The organism is Pseudomonas sp. PLMAX (assembly GCF_046042685.1).
GTDB classification, from domain to species: domain Bacteria; phylum Pseudomonadota; class Gammaproteobacteria; order Pseudomonadales; family Pseudomonadaceae; genus Aquipseudomonas; species Aquipseudomonas putida_AE.
Window position 1 is genome coordinate 71,120 of record NZ_CP064949.1, and the last position, 15,377, is coordinate 86,496.

A 15,377-nucleotide genomic window follows, 5' to 3' on the forward strand; every position below is an offset into this window, starting at 1 on the left:
ACCCATGCGAAACCCGAACTAATAACAAACCCGCGATATGAAACCGGGACGAACATCGACCCACCTGTTGTGCCGTGCGCCCGCGGGTGTAACGCGATGTTTCTGTCCGGCCAGCATCTGCCCCCACAAAAAACAGCGAGGAATATCCATGCTCGAAGTCATCAACGACTTCCTCTCCGGCAAAGTACTGATCGTGCTCATTGTCGGGCTCGGTAGCTACTTCACGATCCGCTCGCGTTTCGTTCAATTGCGTCACTTCTTCCATATGTTCGCGGTCTTCCGCGACAGCCTCAAAAGCAGTGCCGGTCAACTCAGTTCCTTCCAGGCCTTGATGCTCAGCCTGGCCGGGCGTGTCGGTGCAGGCAACATTGCCGGTGTCGGCATTGCCGTGACACTGGGTGGCCCCGGTGCCGTGTTCTGGATGTGGGTGACCGCACTGGTCGGCATGTCGAGCAGCTTCTTCGAATGCTCCCTCGGCCAGCTCTACAAGCGCTGCGACAGCGAAGGCCAGTTCCGCGGCGGCCCTTCCTACTACATCCAGCACGGCCTGCAAAAGCGCTGGCTGGGGATGATCATGGCGTTCCTGCTGCTGGTTACCTTCGGCTTCGCCTTCAACGGCCTGCAATCCCATGCCGTGACCCACTCTCTGAACAACGCGTTCGGCCTCGACACCACCTGGACCGGCCTTGGCCTGGCCGTGCTGCTGGGCCTGGTGTTCATCGGCGGGATCAAGCGCATCGCCAAGGTCGCTGACCTGCTGGTTCCGGTGAAGACCCTGGTGTACATCGGCGTGACCATCTACGTGATCGTGCTGCAGTTTGATCAGGTGCCGGGCATGCTGATGACCATCGTCAAGAGCGCCTTCGGCCTGGACCAGGCATTTGGCGGCCTGATCGGCAGCGCCATCATCATGGGAGTCAAGCGCGGCGTGTTCGCCAACGAGGCCGGCCTTGGCAGCGCGCCGAACGTGGCCGCGGTGGCTGCGGTCGAGCATCCGGTCGCACAAGGGGTGGTCCAGGCGTTCAGTGTGTTCCTTGACACCTTCGTGATCTGCACCTGCACGGCCTTGCTGATCCTGCTCTCGGGCTTCTATACCCCGGGTTTCGAAGGCGACGGCATAGCCCTGACCCAGAACTCCCTCGCCGCCGTGGTCGGTGACTGGGGCCGGATGTTCATTTCCGTGGCGCTGGCGTTGTTCGTGTTCACCTCGATCCTCTACAACTACTACCTGGGCGAGAGCAACCTGCGCTTCCTGATCGGTGAAAACCGCAAGGCACTGATGGGCTACCGTGCGCTGGTGCTGGTCCTGATTTTCTGGGGCGCCATCGAAAACCTCGGGACCGTGTTCGCCTTTGCCGACATCACCATGACGATGCTGGCGTTCGTCAACCTGATCGCGCTGTTCCTGCTGTTCAAGGTCGGCATGCGCATCCTGCGTGACTACGATGACCAGCGCGCGGCCGGGATCAAGACCCCGGTGTTCGACTCGAGCAAGTTCCCCGACCTGGACCTGGATCGCCAAGCCTGGCCAGCCAATCCGCCAGCCGCCATCACCAAGGCTGAAGCCGAGTCACAGGGCGTGCCCGCAGCGCAACGCTGATCGGTTAAAGTGCGTTATCCCTTGTGGGAGCGGGCTTGCTCGCGAAAGCGGTGTGTCAGGCAACATCAATGTTGACTGACACTCCCTCTTCGCGAGCAAGCCCGCTCCCACACAGGAACTCATCGTTATCGGAGCACCCCCATGAATTCCTCGACCTACCCTGCCGCCCAGCACGTCATGGTGCTCTACACCGGCGGCACCATTGGCATGCAAGCCAGCGAACACGGCCTGGCGCCGGCATCCGGTTTCGAAGCGCGGATGCGCGAATACCTGCACAGCCAGCCTGATCTGGTGGTTCCGCAATGGCGCTTTCGCGAGATGTCGCCGCTGATCGACAGCGCCAACATGACCCCGGCGTATTGGCAGCAATTGCGTGAAGCGGTGGTCGACGCCGTGGACGTGCAGGGTTGCGACAGCGTTCTGATCCTGCACGGCACCGACACTCTGGCCTACAGTGCCGCCGCCATGAGTTTTCAATTGCTCGGCCTGCACGCCCGCGTGTGCTTTACCGGCTCGATGCTGCCGGCCGGCGTAACCGACAGCGATGCCTGGGAAAACCTGGGCGGCGCGCTGGTTGCTTTGGGCCAAGGCTTGGCGCCGGGCGTGCACCTGTACTTCCACGGCGAACTGCTGGACCCGACCCGTTGCGCCAAGGTGCGCAGTTTTGGCCGGCATCCGTTCAAGCGCCTGGAACGTCAGGGTGGTGGTGTGAAGGTCGACTCCCTGCCGCCACAGCTGAATTACAACCAGGGCAGACAACTGGCGAAAGTCGGCGTGCTGCCGTTGTTTCCCGGCATCGACGCCGAAATTCTGGATGGCCTGATCGACAGCGGCATTCAGGGCCTGGTGCTGGAGTGCTATGGCAGCGGTACCGGTCCGAGCGACAACCCGGGTTTTCTCGCCAGCCTGGAACGGGCACGGGACGCGGGCGTCGTGGTGGTGGCAGTCACGCAATGCCACGAAGGCGGCGTAGAGCTGGACGTTTATGAGGCGGGTAGTCGTTTGCGGGTGGCCGGTGTGCTTTCAGGTGGCGGCATGACCCGTGAAGCAGCGTTCGGCAAACTGCATGGCTTGCTAGGTGCAGGACTTGAACCTTCCGAGGTTCGGCGACTGGTCGAATGGGACCTGTGTGGCGAGCTGGCTTGATATATACATCCCTCACAATGAGTGCGCTCAAGTTCTTTTCGAGAACTTGAGCCGCCACTTCGAACATACAACTTTACAAATACGATGCAATTATAACTCCCACAACAAAGTCAAGTTAGATACCTTTGCTCAGGCAGGACGCACCTAAACTTGATTACAGGAGTTACATATAATGAGCATTTCATCCAAAGGCTGGACCGCACAAATAGACCGGATGCCGGGCGCTGCTTCTTTCCGCACCTACGGCACCGTAACGGTCGCCAATAGTGGCGTTACACCAACGCTGGTCCTGAGTGCACGGCAAGACAAGACCACTAATATACGCCTGGACCTGCTACTCGAAGAATCAAGCGACATGTCGCTGCAGGTTCTAACAGACAAGTTTGTCGAGTACAAAGAAATGGGCAACTCAAACGTCACCGGCGTCAGCATCTTCCATGATGGAAAATTACTGCACCATATAAGTGAAGTAATGATTACCCATTAAGAGCAGTGTATTTCCCACGCTATAGAATTTCCCGCCAGACACGCCAGGTGCCTGGCGGGAAACTTCGTCGCTAACTTACGCCTTGCGCTCGTAGCAAATCCGCCAGAGCCTGCGCCTCAACCGGCCGGCTGATCAGATAGCCCTGCACTTCATCACAGCGTTCAGCCTGCAAAAACTCCAGCTGCTCCAGTCGCTCCACGCCTTCAGCCACCACTTTCAATTTCAAGCCGTGGGCCATGGCAATAATCGCCCGGGTAATCGCCGCATCCTCCGTGCCCTCTCCCAGGCCGCGAATAAACGCCTGATCGATCTTCACGTAATCCACGGGGATGCGCTTGAGGTAGCTCAGGGACGAATAGCCGGTGCCAAAATCATCGATCGCCAGCTTCACCCCCAGATCACGCAGTTGCTGGAACGTCGCGATAATGTGCTCGACGCTGTCGAGCAACTGGCTTTCGGTCAGTTCCAGCTCCAGGTAATGCGGCGCCAGTCCGGTTTCTTCCAGGACCTGACGTACCAGGCTGACCAGCTTGCCCTGGCGCAATTGATGCACCGACAGATTGACCGACACCCGAATCGCCTCGAGTCCCAGGCGTTGCCACTCACAGGCTTGCCAGCAGGCCTGGCGCAAGACGAACTCGCCGATCGGGCCGATCAACCCGGTCTCCTCCGCCAGACCGATGAAATCCCCCGGCGGCACCCGCCCCATGGTCGGGTGGTCCCAGCGCACAAGGGCCTCGGCGGCATTGAGCCTGCCCGTGGCGAGGCACAGTTTTGGTTGGTAGAACACCTTCAGCTGTTTCTCTTCAACCGCTTTACGCAGATGGTTTTCCAGCTGCAAGCGCTCAAGGGTGCTGGTTTGCAAGCTATCGGTGTAGAACTGGAAATTGTTACCGCCCAAATGCTTGGCGTGCTGCATGGCCATGTTCGACTGACTGACCAATGCGGATATTTCCCGGGCGTTATCCGGCAACAGGCTGATGCCCATGGAAGCACTGACCACCAGCTCATGACCCTCGACAGTCACCGGCAGACGCAATTTGGCCGCCAGGCGTGTCGCCACCCGCGCCAGACTGGAGAGGTTGCCGTAGGCATTGAACAGCACGGCGAATTCATCGCCGGACAAGCGCGCGATGGTGTCTGCCTCAGGTAATGCATTGACCAGGCGCCGGGCCATCTTCTGCAACAGCTGATCGGCCACTTCGTGCCCCAGGCTGTCGTTGAGCTGCTTGAAACGATCCAGATTGATGTGCAACAACGCCAGGCTGCGATAACCGCCCTGACGCACCCGCTGATGCGCCTCGCCCAGCCGTTCGCGGAACATCGAGCGATTGGCCAGCCCCGTGAGTTCGTCGTAATGGGTCAGGTAGCGCATGCGCTCTTCGGATTCTCGCCGTGCCGAGAGATCGGCGAAGAAGCCCACGATATGACTGACATTGCCCCGCACATCGCGTACTGCATTCAATTGCAGAAATTGTGGATACATCTCGCCGTTCTTGCGGGTTTCCACCAGTTCACCCTGCCAACTGCCGTGCTGCTCCAGCGCTTGATGGATCGCACCGTAATGCCGTCGCGCATCACGACTGCAGGGCAACTCGACCACGTTGCGCCCAAGCATCTCCTCGATTTTATAGCCAGTGACCCGGCTGAAGGCTTGATTGACCGCAAGCAGGGCATAACCCGGATCGAAAATCACGATACCTTCGCTGGCGGCCTCGAACACCGTCGCCGCCAACTGCCGTTGCTCCTCCTGGGCCTTGCTGGCACTGATATCGCGCCGCGTGCCCACCATGCGAATCACCCGCCCGTTGTCGGCACGTTCGACCGCCCGCCCACGGTCTTCGATCCACACCCAGTGGCCAGCGCCATGCCGCACGCGATACTCGATCTGGTAGTCCTCGGTGCGGCCCTTCAAATGCTCGACCAACGCCCTTTTCAATGCAGGCAGATCGTCGGGGTGCAGGCGGGGCTTGAGGTGGCGCAGGATAGCCGTCACCTGTTCCGGCTCAAGACCGAACAATTCCTGGATCTGCGTGTGATGGACCTCGTCGGTTTGCAGGTTCCAGTCCCACAGCCCCAGTTCGCTGGCCTTCAATGCCAGCGCCAGGCGCGCCTCACTCTTGCTCAGCGCCTGGTTGGCCGCGTCCAGCTCCAGACTGCGCTGGGCGACACGGCTTTCCAGATCGACCTGGATCTCGCGCAATTCGTCTTCGGCACGCCGACGCTGGTCGATTTCCCGGGTCAGCTTCTGATTGAGCTGGTCGCTGCAGTTCTGCACTTGCTGCAGATGCTCGATCAGCGCCTGATTCTGAAAGCGGCGCAACATCCCACGATCGATCAACCGATTCACTTGCCAGGCGACCACACTCAAAGCGCCCAGCAAAATCAGGCCGAACCAGCCCCAACCGTGTTGCTGGTCGTCCCCGCCCCAGAACATATAGGCGATGGCCGGCAACAGGCAGGGCAAGGTGAAGGACAGGAACGCCGGCAAACTCACCGCGTAGGCCACGCTGGCCGACAGCGCCGCGGCACCGATCAGGCCGAAGACCCACGCTTGTTGAATGAAGTTATCGCCGGGAACCAGGGCAATACCGGCACCGGCCAGGGTCAGGCCAGTGAGACCCGAGCCCAGCAGAAACATGCGTCGCCAGATCGGATGCGCCTGGCGGTTGGGAATCGCCGAATCGAAGGCCGCCACCTGGATCACCCGCAATGCCACCAGCGACAGCAACCACACCAGCCAGACACTGACCAGGAAGTAACGCTGCGGACTCCAGAGCAAACCGGCGCACACCAGGCCATTGATCAACATGAACAGTGTGGGCAGCAAGGAACCCTGGTACAGCAGACGCGTGCGTTCGACCGCCATTTCCATGGCGTATCGTTTACGAATAACCCGGGGCTCCACAGTAGGGCCCGACAGGTCGAAGCTGAGGGTCATAGGCAGTGTTCTTGTTCTTATAATGATGAGCATGAGCCCGAAACGTCGACGGAGCATACACAACGCAATGCCCGGACCAAACCGCTACCGATCAAAAAACAGACAAAAATTGTCGACTGCCAGACGTGGCAGAATGCCTTCAAGCGGGGCTGGCCAACGCTTGCAGCCGATGACCGACCGGTCGTCCATGGGTAACTTTCATCGGCTAAAGCAAAGCGGGGTTTGCCCGAGCTGACGCGGCCCCCTAGAATGCCCCGATGCGCGATGATCTCTCCCTTCTGCTGAACTCCCTCAACGATGCCCAACGCCAGGCCGTAGCTGCCCCCGTGGGTCGTCAGTTGGTCCTGGCCGGTGCTGGTTCCGGTAAAACCCGAGTGCTGGTGCACCGTATCGCCTGGTTGATCCAGGTCGAAAACGCCTCGCCCCACTCCATCCTGTCGGTGACCTTTACCAACAAGGCTGCTGCCGAGATGCGCCATCGCATCGAGCAGCTGATGGGTATCAACCCGGCCGGTATGTGGGTCGGCACCTTCCACGGCCTGGCGCACCGCTTGCTGCGGGCGCACTGGCAGGAAGCGGGCTTGAGCCAGACCTTTCAGATTCTCGACAGCGACGACCAGCAACGCCTGGTCAAGCGGGTGATCCGCGAGCTCGGCCTGGACGAACAACGCTGGCCCGCCCGTCAGGCCCAGTGGTTCATCAACGGACAGAAAGACGAAGGCCTGCGCCCACAACACATTCAAGCCAGCGGCGATCTGTTCCTGGCGACCATGCGCGGCATCTATGAGGCCTACGAGGCCGCTTGCCTGCGCGCCGGTGTGATCGACTTCTCCGAATTGCTGCTGCGCGCCCTCGACCTGTGGCGTGATCACCCTGGCCTGCTGGCGCATTATCAGAAGCGCTTCCGGCACATTCTGGTGGACGAGTTCCAGGACACCAACGCCGTGCAGTACGCCTGGTTGCGCCTGCTGGCCAAGGGTGGCGACAGCCTGATGGTGGTCGGCGACGACGACCAGTCGATCTATGGCTGGCGTGGCGCGAAAATCGAGAACATCTACCAGTACTCCGAAGATTTCCCGGACGCTGAAACCATTCGCCTGGAACAGAACTACCGCTCCACCGCCGGCATCCTCAAGGCCGCCAACGCCTTGATCGCCAACAACACCGGGCGCTTGGGCAAAGAGCTGTGGACCGATGGCGGCGACGGCGAAGCCATCAACCTGTACGCCGCGTTCAACGAACACGATGAAGCTCGCTACGTTGTCGAAACCATCGAAAGTGCGCTGAAAACCGGCTTGGCTCGCAGCGATATCGCGATCCTGTACCGTTCTAACGCCCAATCGCGCGTGTTGGAAGAAGCCTTGCTGCGCGAGCGCATTCCGTACCGCATCTATGGCGGCCAGCGTTTCTTCGAACGCGCTGAAATCAAGAACGCCATGGCCTACCTTCGCCTGCTCGAAGGCCGTGGCAACGATGCCGCGCTGGAGCGGGTGATCAACGTGCCGGCCCGGGGCATCGGCGAAAAAACCGTCGAAGCGATCCGCGACCATGCCCGCCACAGCGATGTGTCGATGTGGGAAGCGATGCGTCAGCTGGTGGCCAACAAAGGCGTTACCGGCCGCGCAGCCAGCGCGCTGGGGGCGTTTGTCGAGTTGATCGAGAACCTCGCCGCCAAGTGCATGGACATGCCGTTGCACCTGATGACCCAGACCGTCATCGAGCAGTCGGGACTGATCGCCTACCACGAAGCGGAAAAAGGCGAGAAAGGCCAGGCGCGGGTAGAAAACCTTGAGGAACTGGTCAGCGCCGCGCGCAACTTCGAAAACAGCGAAGAGGACGAGGACCTGACGCCACTGGCGGCTTTCCTCGGTCACGCCTCGCTGGAAGCCGGCGATACCCAGGCCGACGAACACGAAGACAGCATTCAGCTGATGACCCTGCACAGTGCCAAGGGCCTGGAATTCCCCTATGTGTTCCTGGTGGGCATGGAAGAAGGCCTGTTCCCGCACAAGATGAGCCTGGAAGAACCCGGCCGTCTTGAGGAAGAGCGTCGCCTGGCCTATGTCGGCATCACTCGGGCCATGCAGAACCTTGTGATGACTTATGCTGAAACCCGACGCCTGTACGGCAGCGAGACCTACAACAAGGTGTCGCGCTTCGTACGCGAAGTGCCCAAGGGCCTGATCCAGGAGGTGCGGCTGTCCAACAGCGTCAGCCGTCCGTTCGGTGGCAACCAGTCGATGAGCGGCAGCAACCTGTTCAGCGGCAGCGAGATTCCGCAGACCGGCTTCAGCCTGGGCCAGACTGTGCGCCACTCGATCTTCGGTGACGGCGTGATCCTCAACTTCGAAGGCGCAGGCGCGGCGGCTCGGGTCCAGGTGAACTTCAGCGAAGGCAGCAAGTGGTTGATGCTGGGGTACGCGAAGCTGGAAGCGATCTAAGGAACGCCTGAGAACCCATGTGGGAGCGGGCTTGCTCGCGAAGGTCGCACCGCGGTTCGTCAGGAACACCGCGTTATCGTTCTTCGCGAGCAAGCCCGCTCCCACAAGGTTACGCGGCGCTGGCATAGGCATGATCACGGCGGGCGTCATCCTGCTCGCGCTGCGACGCTAGGTATCCTTTCCTACAGAACTTATTTACTTATCCTACAGACCAAAGTTAACAGGCCCTATTGCGCTGATTGAAGCTGAATGCAACCTGTCAGGCAAAAGCCCGAAACACTCTGCCGCTAGCCAGTAACACTTCAGCTGTGCAACATGGCGCGCGTGCCTTCCACAAATGGGAATTCCCTATATGAAACGTTTTCTTAGCATCGCCATGGCGTTGTGCATCGGCCTGACGATGAGCCTCGACGCCAATGCCGCCAAGCGCTTTGGTGGTGGCAAAAGCGCAGGCGCTGCGCCGACACATCAAACCAGCCAGATGGCTCCTTCTTCTCCAGGCATGGGCGGCGCAGCAGCGACCGCTGGTGCAGCCGGTGCCGCTGGCGCCGCCGCCAAGGCCGGTGGCGCTTCGCGCTGGCTCGGCCCTCTGGCCGGTATCGCCGCCGGTGGCCTGCTGGCTTCCATGTTCATGGGCGACGGTTTCCAGGGCATGCAGATCTTCGACATCCTGATCATGGCGGTCATCGCGTTCCTGGTCTTCCGCTTCATCGCCGCTCGTCGTCGCAAGCAGCAGGCGCACATGGCTCCGGCTGGCTATGCCCCGCCGATGCAGCGTGAAGCCTTCGAACAGAAACCTGCTGGTGGTTCGATCTTCGGCGGTTCGGCTGCACCGGTTGCCGCTCGTCCGGTAATCAATGCGCCAGCCTGGTTCAATGAGAAGAACTTCATTGAAGCGGCCCGTAACCACTTCCAGTCCCTGCAGCAGCACTGGGACGCCAACGAAATGGACAAGATCTCCGAGTTCGTGACCCCGCAGATGCTGGAGTTCCTCAAGCGCGAACGCGCCGACCTGGGTGACGGCTTCCAGTCCACCTACATCGATAACCTCGTTGTGCAACTGGACGGTGTGGATGATCGCGCCGACAAGACCATCGCCACCCTGACCTTCAGCGGCGTGTCGAAAACCTCGCGTTTCGACCAGGGCGAAGTGTTCAGCGAAAGCTGGAACATGGAACGTGCACAGGGCGAAAACCAGCCTTGGCTGGTGGCCGGTATCCGCCAGAACGGCTGATTCTCCTCCGCGCTTCACTTGCTGTAATAAAAACCCCAGCCTCGGCTGGGGTTTTCTATTTCGCGGTTGCATCTATAGCGAGCTACTGTATAAACCGCCCCATATAAACCGCGCCATACATGCAAGAGGATCCCGGACGTGGAAGAAATCATCGAACAACTGCGTGAAGCCAACGAACCGGTACCGGTCCCCTTGGAGTTGCCCGACGAAGATCTGCTGGTCGAGATCGAAGAACAACTGTTCATCGACATTCCATTCGTCTTCAGAGAGTTCCTGCTGACCGTCAGCGACGTGGTCTATGGCAGCCTGGAACCAGTCACCGTGACTGACCCGCAATCCCACACCTACCTGCCGGACGTTGCCGCCAACGCCTGGGATGCAGGCGTCGATCGCAGCCTGATCCCGATCTGCCAGGATGGCGACGACTACTACTGCGTCGAAGAAGACGGCACCGTGGTGCTTTGGCAGGCCGAAGAAGAGCTGATCGCCGAAGAAACCTGGGAATCGGTATGGCACTGGGCGCGGGACGTCTGGCTGGAAAGCTGAGTCCTTCGCCCCACCTGGTCAATGCCCCGGCGAATCCTTGTGGTTTTCCAGGGTATCGAGCAAGGCCACCTGCATCCGTGTGTGCACGCGGATGAACCAGCGCCACAGCAGCGCCGCTACGGCGGCCGCGACCACGGCGATCAGGACCAGCAACTTGTTGGTCGGCAGAATACTGGCCGACAAGGCTGCCAACAGCAGGAAAATCACCAGCAGCGAGAGGATCGGGATCACTTCGGAGATCACCCGGCGCACTCGCTGCGTGTGACGGCCCGCCATCTCCGGTTTGACGCCCATTTCCGCCAGCAACATCGACAATGCCTTGAGCTTGCGATACGCGGCAATCAGGAATGGCAGCGACAGCAGCAGTGCCCCGCCCCAGATCAACGCTTTCTGCCAGCTCGGGTCGCCGATCCAGCCTTGCAGGTAAGTGGATATGCCTTCGGCGAAGTACGCGCCGGAAAAGAAGATCGCGATGACCAGCGCGAGGTTGACCCCCACCTGCAGCAAGATCCGCCGAATCATCGAGGCCAGCAATGCCCCCTGGCCTTGCGGCTGGATGCTGCGCAGCCATTCGCCATACATGCCCAATACGCGGCCCAGGCGCTGCGGCATCACGGCCGCCAGCTTGATCGACAGCGGGTCTGCTGCGCGGATCAGGTACGGCGTCATTAACGTCGTGAGCACTGAAACCGCCACGGCCACCGGATAGAGGAAGTTACTGGTGACCTGCAGGGTCATGCCCAGCGAAGCGATGATGAAAGAAAATTCGCCAATCTGTGACAGACCCATGCCGACGCGCAGTGAGGTCCGTCCGTCGTTGCCGGCGATAAAGGCGCCAATGCCGCAGGACAGCATCTTGCCGAGCACCACCGCCAGGGTGATCACGGCAATGGGCCAGGCGTATTGCAGCAGGATCTTCGGGTCGAGCATCAGGCCGATGGCGACGAAAAAAATCGCACTGAACAGGTCGCGAACCGGTTCGATCAGGCGCTCGATTTTCAGCAACTGCCGCGACTCAGCCATGATCGCGCCAATCAGGAACGCACCGAGCACCATGCTGTACTCAAGCTTGACCACCAGCAGGCAGAAGCCAAAACACAGGCCCAGCACGGTGATCAGCAGCATTTCATTGCTTTCGAATTTGGCCACATAGGCCAGCAGGCGCGGCACCAGCAGGATGCCGATGACCAGCGCGACGATCATGAACAGCGACAGCTTGCCGACGGTGGAGAACACCTCGCCCGAGCTGACCGTGCCGCTGACCGCGATACTCGAAAGCAAGGCGATGATGCCGATGCCCAGGATGTCTTCGACGATCAGTACGCCGAATATCAACTGCGCAAAACGCTGGTTTTTCATCTTCAGGTCATTGAGCGCCTTGACGATGATGGTGGTCGAGGAAATGGCCAGGATCGCCCCGAGGAACAGCGAGTCCATGGTGCTCCAATCGAACCAGCGGCCGATTTCGTAGCCGATCCAGATCATCAGGACGATTTCCAGGAACGCCGCGATAAACGCCGTGGCACCGACCTTGAACAGCTTGCGCAGGCTGAACTCCAGGCCCAGGCAGAACATCAGGAAAATCACCCCCAGCTCAGCCAGGGTCTTGATGGTTTCTTCGTCGTGGATCAGGCCGAACGGCGGCGTGTGCGGGCCAATGATGAAGCCCGCCACGATGTATCCCAGCACCACCGGTTGCTTGAAACGATGGAAAAGCACGGTCACCACGCCCGCAACCAACATGATCACTGCCAGGTCCTGAATAAAACTGATGGCATGCATGGCGTGGGGCTCCTTGGGTGACATGGCGCTTTTCGTGTAGGACTTTTCCCTTTGGTCTGGGCTTTTGCAGGGTAACACCGCGACTACGGGCGCAAAGGCGGTGCAATATATGGAAACAGATCGATTGGGCGTGACGACGGTCGCCCGCGCGGCGTCCCGATATCTGTTGGTTTGAAAAAACCGCTGAAGCGCCCGCAGAGGTGCGTCCCTCAAACCTTGCCTTGACCCGTGAGAACGCTATGGAACCCGGAAACGCCCAACTGTCGATGACAGTATTGATGACCCCCGACATGGCCAATTTCTCTGGCAACGTGCACGGCGGCACCCTGCTCAAGTACCTCGACGAAGTGGCCTACGCCTGCGCCAGCCGTTATGCCGGCCGCTACGTGGTGACACTGTCGGTGGACCAGGTGATTTTCCGTGAGCCGATCCATGTCGGTGAACTGGTGACCTTCCTTGCATCGGTCAACTACACCGGCAATACCTCCATGGAGGTGGGTATCAAGGTGGTGACCGAGAATATCCGTGAGCGCTCGGTACGCCATACCAACAGCTGCTTCTTCACCATGGTCGCGGTGGATGACCAGCGCAAGCCCGCCCCGGTGCCACCGCTGCAACCCGTCAACAGTGAAGACAAGCGCCGTTACATGCAGGCCCAGCAACGTCGGCAGATTCGTCAGGAGCTGGAAAAGCGTTATCAGGAAATCAAGGGCGACGCCTGAAGCAACAAAGATCGCAGGCAGCGATCTTTTTGCCGCAACGCGGTTACAAACTGATCGGAGTCGCCTCGAACCGCACCCGCGGATGGGCGATCCGGTCCTGCGCCCGAACCAGCTCCAGTTCATAACTGGCGCTGGCCTGGGTTTCCAGCAACACCTCATGCACCGCCGACGCGGCGAATTCAAACGCCGTCACCAGGCTGTCGCCCAACAGGACGCGAGCCAGGAACAATCCGGACGTCAGGTCGCCAACACCCACCGGCTGACGCGGAAACGCCAGCAGCGGACGCTGCAGATGCCAGCTGCCTTCGGCCGTCACCAGCAACATCTCGAAGACATCGGCCTTTTTGCCCGGGTAGTCCAGGTGCTTGACCAGTACCGCCTTCGGCCCACGTGCCAGCAGCGCACGCGCCATCGCCAGGCAGTCGAACAGTGACTGCGGCTTGCGCCCCGAGAAACTGTCGAGCTCCAGTTGATTGGGGCACATGAAGTCGGCCACGCTGGCGGCCTCCTCCAGCAGGAAATCGCTGACTTCCGCCGGCACGCTGCAGCCCTTCTCCGGATGACCCATCACCGGGTCACACAGGTACAGCGCCTTGGGGTTGATCGATTTGATTCGCTCCAGCCCCGTCAGTATCGCCCTGCCCTGGGCCGCACTGCCGAGATAACCGGACAGCACCGCATCGCAATTACCCAGCTCGCCAATGGCCGCGATACCTTCGACCAGATCGGGAATCTGGTGCGGCGCCAGCACGTCACCGGCCCACTGGCCATATTGGGTGTGATTGGAGAACTGCACGGTATTGAGCGGCCAGACATTCACCCCGACCCGCTGCATCGGGAAAACCGCGGCACTGTTGCCGGCGTGACCGAACACCACGTGGGACTGGATAGCGAGCAGATGGGGCGTACGTTTCATGCGGTGAGTTATCCGTAAAACGATTGAAATTCAAGCCGCGCAGTATGCGACTAAACGCAGCCTGTACGACAGACCGGCGACACAGTTAAGCTGACACTATCTTGTTGGAGCACCCTGTTGATGCTGACCCTTGGAAATATTTTAGTGCTGATGCTGTTCGCCACCGCGGGGGCCTGGCTGTGGCACAACCATGGCTTGCGCGAACACGCACTGGAGCGGGTCAAGCAGCATTGCGCCAAGCTCGGGATCGAGCTGCTGGATGGCAACGTGGCCTTGAAAAAAATCGCGTTCATCAAGGATGCCAATGGTCGGCGACGATTGGCCCGCGTTTACAACTTCGAATTCACCGTCACCGGTGAAACCCGTCACAACGGTACCATCACCCAGTTCGGCCCACACAGCGCACAGATCGAGCTGGCGCCTTATCCCGTGCCGTTCGACGACACCCCCACGGTGGTGGACGTGGTCAAGCCACGTGCCGAGGTGATCGAGCTGAGCCAGTGGCGTCAGGAACACACCAAGTGGCGGCCTTGAATCAACAGATCCCACGATCCCTGTAGGAGCTGCCGCAGGCTGCGATCTTTTGATCTTCACCCCAACCGACACCCGTCCAGACCTTTTTGCAGCACCTCAACATCCTGCGACTCACTGAAAATAAGCTCAATCCGCGAATCCTGCCGCCATTCACTCATTCTCCATTCCAGCACCGCATTATCCAACGCATTCGCCGACACCCACCCCCCGGCGCTGTGGATAACCAACTTGGCCCGCCGCCATTCAAGGCCAACGAGCCACCGAGAGATCCTGTCAGTGTCGAACGCCTGGCTCGGATGCCAGCGCCAGCCAATGCTCCACCCGCCCTCCTGCTCCTGGCTCAGGCAAATCGGCAGCGCCGGATCTGTCCAGATCGCTGGCAACTGTGCCAGCCCCTTGGGCGTCACGAAGTTATCCACACCCGCCACCGCCCGAGCGACCAGCCCCGGCAATTGGCTCAAAGGCATGGCCGCCTGGTGCGTCCAGTACAACGGGCGCCTCGGCAATTGCGCGGCGAGTTGCTGACGAACGATTTCATCGAGGTGTTCCGACTTGTTCATCAGCAACAGGCCGGCGCTCTCCAGCGCTTCCTGTTGCGCCGCCGGTAGCGGCTTGCCCGCGGCAAGCGCCTGGGCGTCCAGTACCAGGACACAGGGCTGGACGTTCAGGACGCCTTGCCACGGCGCTTCGCGCAACTGCCTGAGCAACTGCGCCGGGTGCCCCAGCCCGGACGGCTCGATGAACAGTCGATCCGGTCGCGCCTTGCGCAGCAAACGGCCGAGACCGACCTGAAACGGCGCACCGTTGACGCAACATAAACAGCCCCCGGCCACTTCACCCAGTGCGATACCATCGGCATCACGGGTCAACAACGCGGCATCGATACCGATCTGACCGAACTCGTTGATCAACACCGCCCAGCGCTCGCCAGCGGGACGTTGTGCCAGCAGGTGCTTGATCAGGCTGGTCTTGCCGGCGCCCAATGGCCCGGCGATGACATGGGTGGGTATGTTCTGCAACATGGTCGA

General features: G+C 60.3%; 12 protein-coding genes. 8 read left to right on the forward strand and 4 right to left on the reverse strand.

Features of this window, described 5'->3' with window-relative positions; all coding sequences use genetic code 11:
• Positions 1-148: 148 nt before the first annotated feature.
• The 3 genes from DKB71_RS00350 to DKB71_RS00360 all read left to right on the forward strand — a co-directional run bounded on the left by DKB71_RS00350 (position 149) and on the right by DKB71_RS00360 (position 3,233).
• Positions 149-1,600 (forward strand): alanine/glycine:cation symporter family protein, encoded by a 1,452-nt coding sequence (locus DKB71_RS00350; RefSeq protein WP_323607390.1) that lies wholly within the window; start codon positions 149-151, stop codon positions 1,598-1,600.
• A gap of 141 nt (positions 1,601-1,741) precedes the next feature.
• Positions 1,742-2,746 (forward strand): asparaginase, encoded by a 1,005-nt coding sequence (locus DKB71_RS00355; RefSeq protein WP_408599330.1) that lies wholly within the window; start codon positions 1,742-1,744, stop codon positions 2,744-2,746.
• Between the two features lie 172 nt (positions 2,747-2,918).
• Positions 2,919-3,233 carry a hypothetical protein gene (locus DKB71_RS00360; protein WP_408599331.1) on the forward strand — a complete coding sequence of 105 codons (315 nt, stop codon included), beginning with the start codon at positions 2,919-2,921 and terminating at the stop codon, positions 3,231-3,233.
• A 70-nt stretch (positions 3,234-3,303) separates the two neighbouring features.
• Here DKB71_RS00360 and DKB71_RS00365 read toward each other — a convergent pair whose 3' ends face one another.
• Entirely contained in the window at positions 3,304-6,174 is a 2,871-nt protein-coding gene (locus DKB71_RS00365; protein WP_408599332.1) for an EAL domain-containing protein, read from the reverse strand.
• Positions 6,175-6,431: 257 nt separating this feature from the next.
• Between DKB71_RS00365 and uvrD the strand changes: the two genes are divergently transcribed.
• The 3 genes from uvrD (at position 6,432) to DKB71_RS00380 (ending at position 10,395) form a co-directional block, all read left to right on the forward strand.
• Complete coding sequence (uvrD, locus tag DKB71_RS00370) at positions 6,432-8,615, forward strand: DNA helicase II (protein ID WP_274073750.1); 2,184 nt, start codon at positions 6,432-6,434, stop codon at positions 8,613-8,615.
• A 352-nt stretch (positions 8,616-8,967) separates the two neighbouring features.
• Positions 8,968-9,849, forward strand: coding sequence for a Tim44 domain-containing protein (locus DKB71_RS00375; RefSeq protein WP_274073751.1), 882 nt, complete (start codon positions 8,968-8,970; stop codon positions 9,847-9,849).
• Between the two features lie 138 nt (positions 9,850-9,987).
• Positions 9,988-10,395 (forward strand): SMI1/KNR4 family protein, encoded by a 408-nt coding sequence (locus tag DKB71_RS00380; RefSeq protein WP_003187120.1) that lies wholly within the window; start codon positions 9,988-9,990, stop codon positions 10,393-10,395.
• Between the two features lie 18 nt (positions 10,396-10,413).
• Here DKB71_RS00380 and DKB71_RS00385 read toward each other — a convergent pair whose 3' ends face one another.
• Entirely contained in the window at positions 10,414-12,177 is a 1,764-nt protein-coding gene (locus tag DKB71_RS00385; RefSeq protein WP_408599333.1) for a cation:proton antiporter, read from the reverse strand.
• Positions 12,178-12,416: 239 nt separating this feature from the next.
• Here DKB71_RS00385 and DKB71_RS00390 point away from each other — a divergent pair, with 239 nt between their 5' ends.
• Positions 12,417-12,899, forward strand: a complete 483-nt coding sequence (locus tag DKB71_RS00390) for an acyl-CoA thioesterase (RefSeq protein ID WP_020797950.1) — start codon at positions 12,417-12,419, stop codon at positions 12,897-12,899.
• A gap of 43 nt (positions 12,900-12,942) precedes the next feature.
• Here DKB71_RS00390 and pdxY read toward each other — a convergent pair whose 3' ends face one another.
• Complete coding sequence (pdxY, locus tag DKB71_RS00395; RefSeq protein WP_408599334.1) at positions 12,943-13,815, reverse strand: pyridoxal kinase PdxY; 873 nt, start codon at positions 13,813-13,815, stop codon at positions 12,943-12,945.
• Positions 13,816-13,935: 120 nt separating this feature from the next.
• Here pdxY and DKB71_RS00400 point away from each other — a divergent pair, with 120 nt between their 5' ends.
• Positions 13,936-14,349: a DUF3301 domain-containing protein gene (locus DKB71_RS00400; protein ID WP_274073754.1), complete on the forward strand. Its 414-nt coding sequence runs from the start codon at positions 13,936-13,938 to the stop codon at positions 14,347-14,349.
• 56 nt (positions 14,350-14,405) lie between these two features.
• Here DKB71_RS00400 and DKB71_RS00405 read toward each other — a convergent pair whose 3' ends face one another.
• Positions 14,406-15,371, reverse strand: a complete 966-nt coding sequence (locus tag DKB71_RS00405) for a CobW family GTP-binding protein (RefSeq protein ID WP_408599335.1) — start codon at positions 15,369-15,371, stop codon at positions 14,406-14,408.
• Between the last annotated feature and the right edge of the window lie 6 nt (positions 15,372-15,377).